Raw genomic sequence first — 13,779 nt, forward strand, 5'->3', positions numbered from 1 at the left:
ATCGGCCCGCCGGGGGGCGGACCTACCAAGTGACAGGGAGGGACGTGGGAATGGCGGCGAAAGAACCCGGGCGGACCGTCAGGTCCTCGACCGGAACCGTCAGGCGCATCCGTGGGAAACGCGCGGTCAACTGAGTGAGGGCGGCCTGTAGTTCGAGCCGGGCCAGGGGAGCCCCGATGCAGTACCGCAGTCCGAAACCGAAGCACAGGTGCGGGTTGTCCTCGCGGGTGATGTCGAACCGGTCGGGGTCGGGGAAGATGTTCTCGTCATGGGTCGCGGCGTAGATGTCGAGCATCACGAGCTCGCCGCGCCGCACCTCGGTCCCGGCGATCTCCAGGTCCTCACGCGTGTACCGGATGACCGGGGGCAGCAGCCGGCTGACGACCCGCACGCTCTCCTCCGCCGCGGTGGGCGCGAGTGCGGGGTTCTCGCGCAACGCCCGCCACTGCTCCGGTGAGTCCAGCAGGAGCGCCGTGCCGACGCAGAGCGCCGTCGCGGTGGTCTCGTAGCCGGCGAACAGCACACCCATCGCGAGCTGGGCGATCTGGTCGTCGGAGAGGGTGCCGTCCTCGCACAGCCAGGAGACGACGTCCTGCGTCGGGTGCGCGCGCTTGCGGGCGGCCAGTTCGTGGCCGTAGCGGTGCAGGGCGGCCAGGCCCGCCGCCGAGCGCTCCCGGTCGCGGGCGTCGCTCACCGCCGTCGTCCACTCGTCCAGGAGCTCTCTCTCCTCCACCGGGACACCCAGGAGCTCGCCGATCACCTCCCGTGGCAGGAGCAGCGCGAGGGCCTCGGCCAGATCCGCCGGCGGACCCTGCTTCTCAAGACGGTCCAGGAGTTCGCCGGTCAGCGCCTCGACCCGGGGGCGCATCGCCTTCACATGCCCTGCCGAGAAGAACGGCTGGAGCCGCGAGCGCATCGTCGCGATCCACTTCTGCTCGGTCTCGTAGTCGCCGCGCGGACCGTCGAGCAGCTCCGACGCGCCACTGCGCGCGGCGTTCTCGGGATCGTGATGGCTGCGGCCGAGACGCGGATCGGCGAGCAGCTGTTTGATCTCCTGATATCCGGTCACGAGCCAGGCGGGGTCCCCCACGGCCGTGCTGACCCGGTGTACCGGAGCCAGTTTCTGCAGCGCCCGCAGGTTGCGCTGCGGTCGGGCCGGATGCGGTGGGTCGAGCGGAAGTTGAATCTGGGCGGCCATACCTGATTACCTCTTCCTGTAAGCACCGGAGGTCACCTTTCCGAAGGCTGTCGGGGCCGAACAATCCCCGATTTTGCGGGGGTTCCCCCGCTGGCGGCCCCGGCGTTAACATCCACCATGTTTCTGGAACAGCGGCCGGGGCCGCTGAGATTCGGCGTGCTCGGTTGCGCCGACATCGCGTGGCGGCGGACACTGCCGGCGATGCGGGCCGATCCCTCCGTCGAGATACGCGCCGTGGCGAGCCGTGATCTGACGAAGGCCGAGCGGTTCACCGGCAGTTTCGGCGGAGCGGCCGTGAAAGGCTACGCGGAACTGTTGAAAAGGGACGACGTGGACGCCGTCTATGTTCCGCTGCCTGCCGCATTGCACACCGAGTGGGTGGAGCGTGCGCTCCTGGCGGGCAAACACGTCCTCGCCGAAAAGCCGCTCACCACCCGGTCGCCGGAGACCGCACGCCTTTTCGACCTCGCGAGCGAACGCGGGTGCCTGCTGCTGGAGAACATGATGTTCCTGCACCATCCGCAGCATCGCCACGTCGACGGACTAGTCTCAGGCGGAGCCATCGGTGACCTCCGTTCCTTCGAGAGCACGTTCACCATTCCGCCGAGGCCACCGGAGGACCCCCGCTACCTGCCCGACGTCGGGGGCGGCTCCCTGGTGGACATCGGGGTCTATCCCCTCCGTGCCGCACTGCGCTTTCTCGGGGGGCGCCTCCGTCTCGTGGGCGGGGTGCTCCGCGTCGAGCGGGCGCGGGGCGCCGTGGTGGGCGGCAGTGTGCTGCTGTCCGACCCGGCCGGTGTCACGGCACAGCTCCACTTCGGCATGGAGCACTCCTATTGCAGCGCCTACGAGGTGCGGGGCTCGTCCGGGCGCCTCCGGCTCGACCGGGCCTTCACGCCGCCGCCGGACCACCGCCCCACCTTGTGGGTCGAGCGGCAGGACGGGGCCGAGGAGGTCACCCTCCCCGCGGGGGACCAGTTCGCGAACATCGTCGCCGCCTTCGCCGCCGCCGTACTGTCCGGCGACGGCGACGTCGCACGCGACCTGGCCGCCCAGAACGCCGACTCGCTCCGCCAGGCCGAGCTCGTCGATGCCATCCGCGAAGGGTCCGAGTACGCGTACACGTCCTGAGCCGCGCCTGCCGGGCCGTGTCGGACGTGCCCGGCCGACGCGTCGAACGCGTCGGCCGGGCAGCGGGACAGGCCGCCTACGGAGCCGCGATCCCCTTGGCCCACTGCAGCATGAGCGCGCTCGTGACCGGCGCGGTCGTCGCCAGCGCCAGATCGTGCCCCGTCTGCGGGATCATCGCCACCTTGAGCTTCGCCTCCGGCAGGTAGAACCGCGACTCGTGGGCGAGGACGCTGTCCGGGTCGTCGCAGTCGTACGCGGTCACCCCCTGGCACTCCAGCCAGTCCTGCGCGCCCGCGACGACGAGCACCGGCACCTTGATCCCGTACGGCGGAGCCGCCGGCTGGGTCACCGCGACCGGCTGGACGTCCTTGGTCTCCTCGTCCTTCGCCACCACCGCCGGGTCGGTCGTGGCCGGGTAGTAGAACATGGAGCCGCGCGTGCCCGGCCTGGTGGTGAAGTACCCGTTGTCGTAGCCGCTGTCCGCGAACTTGGGGTCCTGCACCGCCGGGTACATGTTGGCGCTCACGATCGCGGCGTGATCCGGATTGTGGCTGTTCAGCGCGCTGGTGAGGATCGCCCCGTCCACGTCGCCGTACCGCGGTATCTCGCGCCACGCGTAGAACGAGCCGAGCGCGTGTCCCACCCAGAGCACCTTCTTGAACGCCTGCCCGCCGACCGTTCCGTTGCGCAGGGCGGTGATGGCGTCGTGCAGCGCGACGGTCCCGGCGTCTCCGGTGACCACGCTGCTCTGCGGGTGGGAGCTCTTGCCCGAGCCGATCGGGTCCACGTTGAAGGTGGCGTACCCGGCCGCGACGGCGTGGCGCACGTAGGAGTAGTAGCCGTTGCCGACCGGGAAATCCCAATAGGCGTGATTGTAGAACCCGCCGTGCACGAGGAACTGCACGGTGGTGGGGTGGCTGTCGGCGGGCCGGCACAGCTCGCCCCACATGGTTTCGGTCGCCTCGCCCGAATCGGAGAGACGGACCGGCAGCGAGTACGACGTGCAACTCACGGCCCGCGACGCCTCGTCCGCCGCCGTGGCGGGCGTGGACGTGGCGACGAGGCCGGTCACCGTCATGAGCGCCGCTATGAGTAGGTATTTCCAGGATGCATGTCTGACTGACACAGGATCACTGCTCCGCAACCGAAGTGAACGAATGGCACGGGGAGTTCCGGCGGCCTTGGGGTCCGAGCCGGAGACCGGAGTGGGCACCAGCCCACTATGGGCCTTGAGTTCACCTTGTCAATAGCGCGCAGCTTCCCGTACCAGATATGTCCGCGCGGCGGTACCCCGATCAGCAAGGCTTGTCGCGACGGCCACGGAGAGGCAACGCTGGGGGCCCACCGCCACATCTGCTGACGAGAATGGTCGGGTATCGGATGCGCATACTGTTCATTCCGGCTTCCGCGCCGTCGCACTATTTCCCGATGGTGCCGCTGATGTGGGCCTGTCGTACCGCCGGTCACGATGTCTGTGTCGCCGCGCAGCCTTGGGGCGAATCGGCCGTCGTGAGTTCCGGGTTGTCGATGGTCACCATCGCCAAGTCCTTCGACATGACCGAGGAACTGGCGCGGCACCGGCGGAGGGGACCGGTCGAGACCGCGCCGGGCGCCCCGCCCGCGCTGTATCAGACGCTGGTCGACGCCCAGGTCCGCTTCGCCATGGAGGCCGCGGACGACGTCGTGTCCCTGGCCCGCGACTGGCGTCCCGACCTGGTCGTCGCCGACCCGCTCGTGCTCGCCGCGCCCCTGGCGGCAGCGGCGGCGGACGCACCGCTGGTCCACCACCTCTGGGGCCCGGACCTGCTGCGCGGCTCGGGGTACGGCTACCCGGGATGCGGTATGGCGCCGGACGACTGGCCCGAACCCCTGCTCGAGCTGTACGCGCGCCATGGCTGCGAGCCGCGCACCGAGAACGCCGTCACGGCGGTCGATCCATGGCTGGAGAGCATGCAGATCTGCGAGATCCCGTCGCGGATCCCGCTGCGGTTCGTCCCCTACAACGGGACCCATGTGCTGCCGCCCTCGGTCCTCGCGCCCGCGAAGAAGCGGCGGGTGCTTCTCACTTGGGGCTCGATGCTGGTGATCCGGGACGGTATCGAGGCGTTCCCGGTCGCCGACGTCGTCAAGACGCTCCACGAGCACGACGTCGAGATCGTTCTCGCGGTCAGGGGAGCCGACCGCGGCCTGGTCCCCGACCTGCCCTCGGGGGCGACCGTGGTGGAGAACGTCCCCCTCAACGCGATCATGCCGACCTGCGACGCGGTCGTGCACCACGGCGGAGCGGGCACGATCATGACGGCCGCGTACTACGGGGTCCCGCAGCTCGGCGTCGCGGCCACACGTGACGTGCAGACCTGCTGCGCCCGGCTCGCCGCGACGGGCGCCGGTATCGCGGTCAACAGGGAGGACGCGACCGTGGACGCGCTCGCGAGCGCGGTCTCCTCCCTCCTGACCAGTGATCGGATCGCAACCGCCGCCGCGGCGCTGCGCGGCGAGGTCCTCGCCCAGCCGAGTCCCGCCGAGGTGACCGACCGTCTCGCCGTCCTCGCCGCCGGCTCTTCCCAGTAGCCGAAGACCGCGCGGAGGGGCTCGCGCCCCTCCGCGGGGTCACGAAGAGAGCGCGTCCGCCACGCCGGCGAGGCCGTCGTGCAGCCGGACGCGTGGCTGCCAGCCCGTGGCCGCGGAGAAGGAAGACGGATCGGTGCGCACGTTCCCGAAGTCGGTGGTGTCCGCCCAGTCCGGCGGCGCCACGGTGACGACGGGCACGGGTGGGCGCCCGGTCCGCGCGGCGACGAGTTCGGCGAGCGTGCCGAACACCTCCCCGAGCCGCGCGGACCGCCCGCTGCCCACCGGCCAGCTCGCGCCACTGAGCGCCTCGGGCGCGCGCATCGCGGCGACGAAGGCGCGCGCCGCGTCCGTGACGTGCACCAGGTCCCGCTCGACGGTGCCGTCGTGCCACATCGTGATGGGCTCGTCGGCGAAGGCTTTGCGAGCCATCGCGGCGATCACGCCGCGGCCCGTCGCCCCGGTCAGCGGGGTACTCCCGTAGACGGTGGCGGGACGGAGCACGATCCCGCGTACCGCGCCGTTGCGGGTCGCCTCCCGGAGCACGTTCTCGGCCGCGATCTTCTCCCGTACGTAGTCGTTGAGCGGGGCTCCCTCGGGGGCCGCCGCCTGGATGGTGCTGGCGAACACGACGATGGGCGGCTTGCCGCGCACGGAGCGGATGAGCGTGTCGAGCAGACCGGTGCCCAGCCGCTCGGAGTCGCTGCCCGGCGCACGCCACGAGCGCCCGTCGGGGAGATGGGCCGCCAGGTGGATGACGGCGTCCGCCCCGTCGACGGCGTCCCGTACCGCACGTGGATCGGTGAGGTCCGCGAGGTGCGTCTCGGCCGAGGAAGCGGGCAGCGGGAGTTTCCGTTCGCGGGAGACGAGTCGAAGGCGTACCGGGGCGTCGACGAGTTCGGCGGTGACCGCGGCGCCGAGAAAACCGGATGCGCCGAGTACGGCGACGAGCGGTCGGTTCCTGGACGAGGGCAGCACGGTTACTCCTCTCTGCCCGTCAAGCGGGGCCGGTGCAGCGGGGGAGCATCCCGGACGCCGCCGCCTGTCGCAGACCTGGCGCGGCCCGGTCCTTGTCGGAGATGACCGGTTCCTCGGAAAGGTCCCAGGGCAGGGCGAGTTCGGGGTCCAGCGGGTTGACGTCGATCTGGGAGCCCGGGACGAACTGCTCCGCGCACAGGTAGGTGATCCGGGTGTCGTCGGTGAGCGCCTGGTAGGCGTGGCCGAGACCGGGGACGAGGAAGACCAGTTCGCCGGATTCCTCGGTCAGGGGAGCGGCCTCGAACGTGCCGAAGGCCGGCGAGCCCACCCGCAGATCGACCACGACGTCGAGCACCGCGCCGCGCGCGCAGCTGATCAGCTTGGCCTCGCCGGAATCGCCTCCGGTGCCGTGGACGCCACGGATCGTCGAGCGCCTGCTGACCGAGACGTTGCCCTGGCGGACCTGGAAGGGGAAGCCGGTCGCGCGCTGGAGCTCCTCGGTCCGGAAGGCCTCGAAGAAGCACCCTCGGCGGTCATGGTACTTGTCCGGGATGATGCGGAATGCACCCGAAATAGCCATTTCCTTGATCTCCAACGGTCGACCACCTCCGGTCCCCAGACGCCTGCACGCGTCATTGCATTGAGAAAGTAAAATACTGGTCATACGTTCTCCAATATTCTGTTGGAAGAGTGACCCGACGTCATCCCCCTATTTATTTGGGTTGTATTTTCGAATGGTTTCGCGACTGGTTTTCCGGGCTCATTCGTGACCAGGGGAAACGTGTACGGTGAAAGCATCGATCGGCGGTCGGCTGCAACCATCCGCCACGGTCATCCGCCTTTACCTCGGTTGGTGTGTTGATCAGGCGGGCATACGCTTGTTAGCGTCACGATCATGGCTGAGATCCTGGGAACGACTTCGCCCGACCTGGCTCGGCACGGGAATTCCGATACCGGCGCCACCCCGGGGTATACGGTGCCGAAGCAGGTCAATGAGATGTGGCGGGAAAAGCCTGTACGCAGAATCACGATGCGGGACGGCCGCGAAGCCTGGCTGGTGACCGGAATGGCCGAGGTGCGCACCGTCCTCGCCGATCCGCGGTTCAGCCGCGTCGAGGCGCGGCGGCTCGGCGCCGTGATGAGTCCGGCCGTGATCTTCACCAAGCCCGGCATCCTCGACATGGACCCGCCGGACCACACCCGGCTGCGCCGTCTGGTCGCCGGGGAGTTCAGCGCCCGCCGGATGCGCGGTCTTCGTCCCCGCATCCAGCGGATCGCGGACGAACTGATCGGGGCGATGAAGGCGGCCGGGCCGCCCGCGGACCTGGCGGAGGGCCTCTCCTACCCCTTACCGATCGCCGTGATCTGCGAGATCCTCGGCGTCCCCTACGCGGACCGGGAACGCTTCCGCGCCTGGGCCGACCGCGTCAGCGCCCCCGGGACGCAGCCGCAGGAGGCGATGGCGGCGCTGCGCTCCCTCTTCGACTACATGGGCGAGCTGGTCGACGACAAGCGCGCCCACCCGGACGGCAGTCTGCTCCACGGCCTTGTCGCCGCCCGCGACGAGCAGGGCCGCCTCGACAACGAGGAGCTGGTCACGCTCGGCTGCGGTCTTCTGTTGGCCGGCTACGAGACGACCGCGACCATGCTCGGCAAGGGGCTGCTGGCGCTGCTGGACAACCTGGACCAGCTGGCCGTCGTGCGCCGTGACCCGCGGGCCGTGCCCGCCGCGGTCTCCGAGGTGCTGCGCCACGTCACCCCCGGCGTCGACCCGCACAACGGACTGATCCGCGCCACCACGGCCGACGTGGACCTGGGCGGCACCACCATCCCCGCCCACAGCGTGGTCGTCGCGTGCAACACGGCCGCCAACTTCGACCCGGCGGCGTTCCAGGACCCGGATCGCTTCGACGTCACCCGCGAGGACGCCACCGCGCATCTGACGTTCGGACACGGGATGCACCGCTGTGTGGGTGCGCAGCTCGCCCAGATCGAACTGGAGGTCGCGTTCGCCGCCCTCTTCCCGGCGATCCCCGGACTGCGGCTCGCCGTCCCCGCCGACGAGATCACCTACACGCACACCGCGCTCATCAGGGGTCTGCGCTCTCTTCCGGTCCTTTGGTGAGTGCGGGACAGGTGCTGGTCAAGGCGAGGGAGCAACCTCGGGTTGACGCAGTGGGCGAGTGCCCACTATGGTCGGTCCATGGCGAATTCGAAGCTCGGCGGAGAACTCCATCAGCAGCGCGGAACAGCCGAAAACTACGGCCTGGACGCAGAACGCTACGATCGAACTCGACCCCGTTATCCGGATGACTTGGTGGACCGTATCGCACGGTCGTGCCCGGGTAATGAGCTACTGAACGTAGGTGCGGGCACGGGTATTGAGGCGCGTCAATTCCAGGCGGCCGGATGCACGGTTGTCGGAGTGGAACCGGATGCCCGGATGGCGGATTTCGCGCGGGCTCACGGAACGGAAATCGAAATCGCGCGGTTCGAGGATTGGGATTCGGCGGGCCGGCGCTTCGACGGCATCATCTCGGGCCAGGCATGGCACTGGGTGGACCCCGAGGCGGGTGCGGCCAAGGCGGCGTCGGTGCTGCGCCCGGCGGGGCGCTTCGCCGCGTTCTGGAACGTCGCGGAGCCCCCGGCGGAGGTCCGCGAGGCCTTCCGGAAAATCTACGTCGAGGTGGTGCCGGACGCGCTGGCCACGCGGGCCTACAGCATGCCGGCGCCGCCGGTCAGCAGCTCACCGCTGCTCACCAAGACCATCGAGGGCATCCGCAAGGCCGGCGGGTTCGGTGAGCCCGAGCAGTGGCAGTTCGAGTGGGAGTACGTCTACAGCAAGGACGAGTGGCTCGACCAGCTGCCCACCCAGGGGGACCACGGCCAGTTCGATCCCGAGAAGCTGGAGAGGGTGCTGACGGAGGTCGGCGCCGTGATCGACGCCATGGGCGGCAGCTTCGACATGAAGTACACCGCTGTCGCGGTGACCGCGACGCGTCCCGCGTCCTAGCCGGGCATGCGCCGGAAGGGCGCCTGGGCATCGTCCGCCCAGCACGGCTGCTGCCCCCGACCGGGACGGTCCGGTTCGGGGGCAGCAACCTGTCGGGGCTGTCCCGTCAGGCGCGGGTCCAGCGTTGGTTGCTGCCGTTCGAGCAGGTGTAGAGCTGGATCAGGGTGCCGTTGGCCGTGCCGGTCCCGACGGCGTCGAGGCAGAGGCCGGACTGGACGCCGACGACGGACCCGTCGGAGTTGAGGCGCCACTTCTGGTTGTCGCCGCCCCAGCAGCTGTAGATCTGGACCTTGGCGCCGTTGCCGGTGCCGGCGGCGTCCAGGCACTTGTCGCCGTAGACCCGCAGCTCACCGGCGTCGGTCTGCGTCCACTGCTGGTTGGTGCGGCCGTTGCAGTCGTACAGCTGGACCTGCGTGCCGTCGGTCGTGCTCGCGTTGGGCACGTCCAGGCAGCGGCCCGAGCCGACGCCCTTCACCGCGGTGCCGTCGCCGGGCTCCTCCGGGTCCGGGTTGCCGCCGTCGCCGCCGTTGAGGGCGTTCAGCACGGCGGTGTACGCCGCCTTCTTGCTGCCGTCGTTGTTGAACAGCAGCGGCGTCTGCTCCGAGCGCCAGGAGTCGCTGTCGCGCACGCCCCAGACGGTGATGCCGAGGCAGCGCGAGACCGCCAGGCAGTCGTTGGTCACGGCCGCGTACGTCGTCGGCGAGGCACCCTGGATGTCGAGTTCGGTGACGGCCACGTCGACGCCGAGGGCGGCGAAGTTCTGCAGGGTGGTGCGGAAGTTGCTGTTGTACGGGCTGCCGCTGTTGAAGTGCGCCTGGAAGCCGACGCAGTCGATGGGCACGCCGCGCTGCTTGAAGTCGCGGACCATGGAGTACATGGCCTGGGTCTTGGCCCAGGTCCAGTCCTCGACGTTGTAGTCGTTGTAGCAGAGCTTGGCGGACGGGTCGGCGGCGCGTGCGGCGCGGAAGGCGACCTCGATCCAGTCGTTGCCGGTGCGTTGCAGGTTGGAGTCCCGCCGGGCTCCCGAACTGCCGTCGGCGAAGGCCTCGTTCACCACGTCCCACTGCACGATCTTGCCCTTGTAGTGGGCCATCACGCCGTTGATGTGGTCGACCATCGCCTGGCGCAGTGCGCTGCCGCTGAGGCTCTGCATCCAGCCCGGCTGCTGGGAGTGCCAGGCCAGGGTGTGGCCGCGTACCTGCTTGCCGTTCTGGACCGCCCAGTTGTAGACGCGGTCGGCCGCGGAGAAGTTGAACTGGCCCCGCTGCGGTTCGGTGGCGTCGATCTTCATCTCGTTCTCGGCCGTCACCATGTTGAACTCGCGGGCCGCGATCGACGTGTACGCCGAGTCGCCGAGTTTGCCCGAGGCGATGGCGGTGCCGAAGTAGCGGCCGCTCTGCGCCGCCGCGGCACCGAGCGTGCTCTCGGCGGCGTGGGCGGGTGGCGGCGCCACCAGTGCGGTGGCCGTCCCGAGGACGCCGACGACCAGCGCCAGCAGCAGGCCGCGCGCCTTCCGGCGGATGTCGGGTCTGGGAAGGGCGTATGAGCCCATGGTGGTGCCTCCAAAGTCGGTGAGCGGTTTCCCCGACACGGATGATTGGTTGTTGACGATGCTCGGTCAATACTTCGGGACAAGAAAAGTTTCTGTTCCTTTTTCGAAAGTTTCGAGAAGCCTTCAGTCGGTGCTGCCGCTGGGCGTGGCTAGGTCGCGGGAGGAGGGTGTGTCCCATCCGTGCCCGGCCTCGCCTCCGCAGGTTCAGGCAAAGTTTCGAAGTTTCGGCCGATCCGTGCGGGAGGTATTGACGGTCTTCACCGGGTCCCTAGGATGCGGAGCGCTCGACGCTCCGACCAATGTTCGATATTGCGAACAAGGGAGTTCCCATGCACAGACGAAGTTTCCGTCGCCGGCATACGTCCGCGGTGCTCGCCGCCGTCGTCGCGGCTCTGGCCGCGTTGGCGGCGATGCTCGTCGTCACCCCGGCGCAGGCAGCCAGCAGTGGCGCCCTGCGCGGCGTCGCCTCCAACCGGTGTCTCGACGTGGTGGGCGGCAGCCAGACCGACGGCGCGCTCCTGCAGATGTACGACTGCTGGGGCGGGACCAACCAGCAGTGGACGTCGACGGACGCCAACCAGTTGACCGTGTACGGCAACAAGTGCCTGGACGTTCCGGGGCACGCCACCACGCCCGGTACGCGGGTGCAGATCTGGTCCTGCTCCGGCGGTGCGAACCAGCAGTGGCGGGTGAACTCCGACGGCACGGTCGTCGGAGTGGAGTCCGGGCTGTGCCTGGAGGCCGCGGGCGCCGGTACGGCCAACGGCACGGAGGTGCGGATCGGCACGTGCAACGGCGGCGGCAACCAGAAGTGGACCGGCCTGACCGGGACGCCGCCGACGGACGGACCGTGCTCCCTCCCGTCGACGTACCGGTGGACGTCGTCGGGCGTGCTCGCGCAGCCGGCGAACGGGTGGGCCGCGGTGAAGGACTTCACCACCGTCACGCACAACGGCAAGCACCTGGTCTACGCCTCGAACGTGTCGGGGTCCTCCTACGGCTCGATGATGTTCAGCCCCTTCACGAACTGGTCGGACATGGCGTCGGCCGGTCAGACCGGGATGAGCCAGGCCGCGGTGGCGCCCACGCTGTTCTACTTCGCGCCCAAGAACATCTGGGTGCTGGCGTACCAGTGGGGTGCGTGGCCCTTCATCTACCGCACCTCCAGCGACCCCACCAACCCCAACGGCTGGTCCGCTCCGCAGCCGCTGTTCACCGGGAGCATCTCCGGCTCCGACACCGGACCGATCGACCAGACCCTGATCGCCGACGGCCAGAACATGTACCTGTTCTTCGCCGGTGACAACGGCAAGATCTACCGGGCGAGCATGCCGATCGGGAACTTCCCGGGCAACTTCGGCTCGTCGTACACGACCGTCATGAGCGACACGAAGGCCAACCTGTTCGAGGGCGTACAGGTCTACAAGGTCCAGGGCCAGAACCAGTACCTCATGATCGTCGAGGCGATGGGCGCGAACGGGCGTTACTTCCGCTCCTTCACGGCCTCCAGCCTGAGCGGCTCGTGGACCCCGCAGGCCGCGAGCGAGGGCAACCCCTTCGCGGGCAAGGCCAACAGCGGTGCCACCTGGACCAACGACATCAGCCACGGTGACCTGGTCCGCGACAACCCCGACCAGACCATGACCATCGACCCCTGCAACCTGCAGCTCCTGTACCAGGGCAAGTCCCCCACCGCGGGCGGCCCCTACGACCAGCTGCCGTGGCGGCCGGGGGTGCTCACGCTGCGGCGCTGATTCCGTGGGAACCTTCGTCCGGGTGCCGGACACGGACGGGGTATGGAACTGAACGACGCTGGTCCCGACGAACCGGTCGGCGGGACGTCCGACCGGGAGCTGTGGGCGAGGGCCGTCGACGGCGATCGCGAGGCGTTCGGCCGGATCTTCGACCGGCACGGGAAGGCCGTCTACAACCACCTGTTCCGGCGGACGGCCGACTGGGCCGAGGCCGAGGACCTCACGTCGACGGTCTTCCTGCACGCCTGGCGACGGCGGTCGGAGACGGTGCTCGACCGCGACTCGGCTCTGCCGTGGCTGCTGGGCATCGCCAACGGCCTGTTGTCGAACACCAGGCGGAGGCTGAGGCGGGCCGAGGCGTTGCTGCACCGGCTCGTCTCGCACGAGGAGTCGGTGGGCGACCACGCGGACCGTGTCGCCGGGCTGGTCGACGACGAGCGCCGGATGTCGGAGATCCACCGGGCGCTGGCCCGGCTGCCGCGGCACGAACGCGAGGTCGTGGAGCTCTGCGTCTGGTCGGGCCTGGACCAGCAGGCGGCCGCCGCGGTGCTGAAGGTGGCGGTCGGGACCGTGAAGTCCCGACTGCACCGGGCACGGCGGCGGCTGGGCGCCGACCTCGGTGGAGCCGCGGCTCCACCGCCGTTCAGTTCCGGGAATCCCGTCAACGCGAAGGAGGTCGCACGATGAAGGACACGCAGGGCGTTCCCGCGGCTCCTTCCGATCGTGATCTGCCGAACCACCGGCGGACCCGAGAGGAACTACTGATGAAGATCGGTCCACAGGGCAACGGGGCTTCGCTGCGGCGCAGGTGGGGAGTGCCGCTGGGCGTCGCGACCGGTGTGACGGCGGTGAGCCTCGCGGCCGTCGTCGTCCTCGGGGAGACGGGGGACGCCGGGCCGGGCGTCGCCGACCCGGCGCGCGGCGGCACAAGCCCGGCCGGCTCCACCGCGGCGGCGAGTCCGAGCGCGTCGTCCCCGTCCGGCGGGACCTCGGACGAGGAGGGCTTCACCATCACCGACGCGACCACGACCCCCATCGACGCCGGGACCGTCACCAGGATCCTCTCCTCCTGCCTGGGGCCGGACGCGTCGCAGTACCAGCCCGTCGTCGCGGTCCGTACGCCGGTGGCCTCGGCGGACTCGGACGGTGTGGTCGTCGCCGTGAACTCCGCCGACCAGTACGTGCAGTGCCAGTCGAAGGGCGACAAGGGCACCAGCCCGGACTCCCCGCCCACCTTCATCAACGACCGGCTGTGGGGCACCGGTCGGGTCGTCGAGTACTTCGACTCGATGATGGAGCCCGTCGGCAAGGGCAAGTACCTCATGCTGGGCGCCGGGCACTACTCGTCCGAGGTCTCCAAGATCACCGTCAGCTTCGGCGACGATCCGAAGCAGTACCCGGCCCGCATGGCGGGCGGCGCGTTCGTCTACGGGGCCGCGCTCTCCCCGGACACGCCTCCCGGCCCGCGCTACATGGGCCCGAGCCCCTACGTCCACGCCTACGACGCGGCGGGCAAGGAGATCTACAACCAGGCCGAGGACCCGAAGTTCACCGACGAGCAGTAGACCGACGGTGGTCCGGGCCG

General features: G+C 69.6%; 12 protein-coding genes. 7 read left to right on the plus strand and 5 right to left on the minus strand.

Annotation, left to right across the window (positions count from 1 at the left end):
* Positions 1–22 precede the first annotated feature (22 nt).
* On the minus strand, positions 23–1,198 hold the full coding sequence (locus ACGH52_RS29270) for a cytochrome P450 (protein WP_121704213.1): 1,176 nt from the start codon (positions 1,196–1,198) through the stop codon (positions 23–25).
* A gap of 117 nt (positions 1,199–1,315) precedes the next feature.
* Between ACGH52_RS29270 and ACGH52_RS29275 the strand changes: the two genes are divergently transcribed.
* Entirely contained in the window at positions 1,316–2,329 is a 1,014-nt protein-coding gene (locus tag ACGH52_RS29275) for a Gfo/Idh/MocA family protein (protein ID WP_399943603.1), read from the plus strand.
* Between the two features lie 76 nt (positions 2,330–2,405).
* On the opposite strand, the gene ACGH52_RS29280 is transcribed toward ACGH52_RS29275, so the two are convergent.
* Complete coding sequence (locus ACGH52_RS29280) at positions 2,406–3,407, minus strand: alpha/beta fold hydrolase (protein WP_076976737.1); 1,002 nt, start codon at positions 3,405–3,407, stop codon at positions 2,406–2,408.
* Positions 3,408–3,769: 362 nt separating this feature from the next.
* Between ACGH52_RS29280 and ACGH52_RS29285 the strand changes: the two genes are divergently transcribed.
* Positions 3,770–4,900, plus strand: coding sequence for a nucleotide disphospho-sugar-binding domain-containing protein (locus ACGH52_RS29285; protein ID WP_374103170.1), 1,131 nt, complete (start codon positions 3,770–3,772; stop codon positions 4,898–4,900).
* Positions 4,901–4,939: 39 nt separating this feature from the next.
* Here the strand turns inward: ACGH52_RS29285 and ACGH52_RS29290 are convergent, their stop codons facing one another.
* Positions 4,940–5,875, minus strand: coding sequence for an NAD(P)-dependent oxidoreductase (locus tag ACGH52_RS29290; RefSeq protein WP_121704215.1), 936 nt, complete (start codon positions 5,873–5,875; stop codon positions 4,940–4,942).
* Positions 5,876–5,894: 19 nt separating this feature from the next.
* Positions 5,895–6,455: a dTDP-4-dehydrorhamnose 3,5-epimerase family protein gene (locus ACGH52_RS29295; protein WP_399943606.1), complete on the minus strand. Its 561-nt coding sequence runs from the start codon at positions 6,453–6,455 to the stop codon at positions 5,895–5,897.
* 450 nt (positions 6,456–6,905) lie between these two features.
* On the opposite strand from ACGH52_RS29295, the gene ACGH52_RS29300 reads away from it, so the two are divergent.
* Together ACGH52_RS29300 and ACGH52_RS29305 are read left to right on the plus strand one after the other, a co-directional pair.
* Entirely contained in the window at positions 6,906–8,000 is a 1,095-nt protein-coding gene (locus ACGH52_RS29300) for a cytochrome P450 (protein WP_399943610.1), read from the plus strand.
* 78 nt (positions 8,001–8,078) lie between these two features.
* A complete protein-coding gene (locus tag ACGH52_RS29305; RefSeq protein ID WP_076976780.1) occupies positions 8,079–8,888 on the plus strand; it encodes a class I SAM-dependent methyltransferase in 810 nt (269 codons plus the stop codon).
* Between the two features lie 106 nt (positions 8,889–8,994).
* Here the strand turns inward: ACGH52_RS29305 and ACGH52_RS29310 are convergent, their stop codons facing one another.
* Positions 8,995–10,440: an endo-1,4-beta-xylanase gene (locus tag ACGH52_RS29310; RefSeq protein WP_076976741.1), complete on the minus strand. Its 1,446-nt coding sequence runs from the start codon at positions 10,438–10,440 to the stop codon at positions 8,995–8,997.
* A 329-nt stretch (positions 10,441–10,769) separates the two neighbouring features.
* On the opposite strand from ACGH52_RS29310, the gene ACGH52_RS29315 reads away from it, so the two are divergent.
* The 3 genes from ACGH52_RS29315 (at position 10,770) to ACGH52_RS29325 (ending at position 13,759) form a co-directional block, all read left to right on the plus strand.
* Positions 10,770–12,194: a non-reducing end alpha-L-arabinofuranosidase family hydrolase gene (locus ACGH52_RS29315; RefSeq protein WP_399943615.1), complete on the plus strand. Its 1,425-nt coding sequence runs from the start codon at positions 10,770–10,772 to the stop codon at positions 12,192–12,194.
* Positions 12,195–12,236: 42 nt separating this feature from the next.
* Entirely contained in the window at positions 12,237–12,881 is a 645-nt protein-coding gene (locus ACGH52_RS29320) for an RNA polymerase sigma factor (protein WP_059298108.1), read from the plus strand.
* A 77-nt stretch (positions 12,882–12,958) separates the two neighbouring features.
* A complete protein-coding gene (locus ACGH52_RS29325) occupies positions 12,959–13,759 on the plus strand; it encodes a hypothetical protein (RefSeq protein WP_193777866.1) in 801 nt (266 codons plus the stop codon).
* Positions 13,760–13,779 lie beyond the last annotated feature (20 nt).

The sequence above is a fragment of the Streptomyces sp. BBFR25 genome, assembly GCF_044590125.1.
In the GTDB taxonomy this organism is placed as follows: Bacteria; Actinomycetota; Actinomycetes; order Streptomycetales; family Streptomycetaceae; genus Streptomyces; species Streptomyces canus_D.

What these genes read in the sequence shown, in the direction of transcription:
- ACGH52_RS29275 (WP_399943603.1), top strand. Translation starts at nt 1,316, where the DNA reads ATGTTTCTGGAACAGCGGCCGGGGCCGCTGAGATTCGGCGTGCTCGGT.
- ACGH52_RS29310 (WP_076976741.1), bottom strand. Translation starts at nt 10,440, where the DNA reads ATGGGCTCATACGCCCTTCCCAGACCCGACATCCGCCGGAAGGCGCGC.
- ACGH52_RS29300 (WP_399943610.1), top strand. Translation starts at nt 6,906, where the DNA reads ATGCGGGACGGCCGCGAAGCCTGGCTGGTGACCGGAATGGCCGAGGTG.
- ACGH52_RS29325 (WP_193777866.1), top strand. Translation starts at nt 12,959, where the DNA reads ATGAAGATCGGTCCACAGGGCAACGGGGCTTCGCTGCGGCGCAGGTGG.
- ACGH52_RS29320 (WP_059298108.1), top strand. Translation starts at nt 12,237, where the DNA reads ATGGAACTGAACGACGCTGGTCCCGACGAACCGGTCGGCGGGACGTCC.
- ACGH52_RS29285 (WP_374103170.1), top strand. Translation starts at nt 3,770, where the DNA reads ATGTGGGCCTGTCGTACCGCCGGTCACGATGTCTGTGTCGCCGCGCAG.
- ACGH52_RS29295 (WP_399943606.1), bottom strand. Translation starts at nt 6,455, where the DNA reads ATGGCTATTTCGGGTGCATTCCGCATCATCCCGGACAAGTACCATGAC.
- ACGH52_RS29305 (WP_076976780.1), top strand. Translation starts at nt 8,079, where the DNA reads ATGGCGAATTCGAAGCTCGGCGGAGAACTCCATCAGCAGCGCGGAACA.
- ACGH52_RS29315 (WP_399943615.1), top strand. Translation starts at nt 10,770, where the DNA reads ATGCACAGACGAAGTTTCCGTCGCCGGCATACGTCCGCGGTGCTCGCC.
- ACGH52_RS29270 (WP_121704213.1), bottom strand. Translation starts at nt 1,198, where the DNA reads ATGGCCGCCCAGATTCAACTTCCGCTCGACCCACCGCATCCGGCCCGA.
- ACGH52_RS29280 (WP_076976737.1), bottom strand. Translation starts at nt 3,407, where the DNA reads ATGACGGTGACCGGCCTCGTCGCCACGTCCACGCCCGCCACGGCGGCG.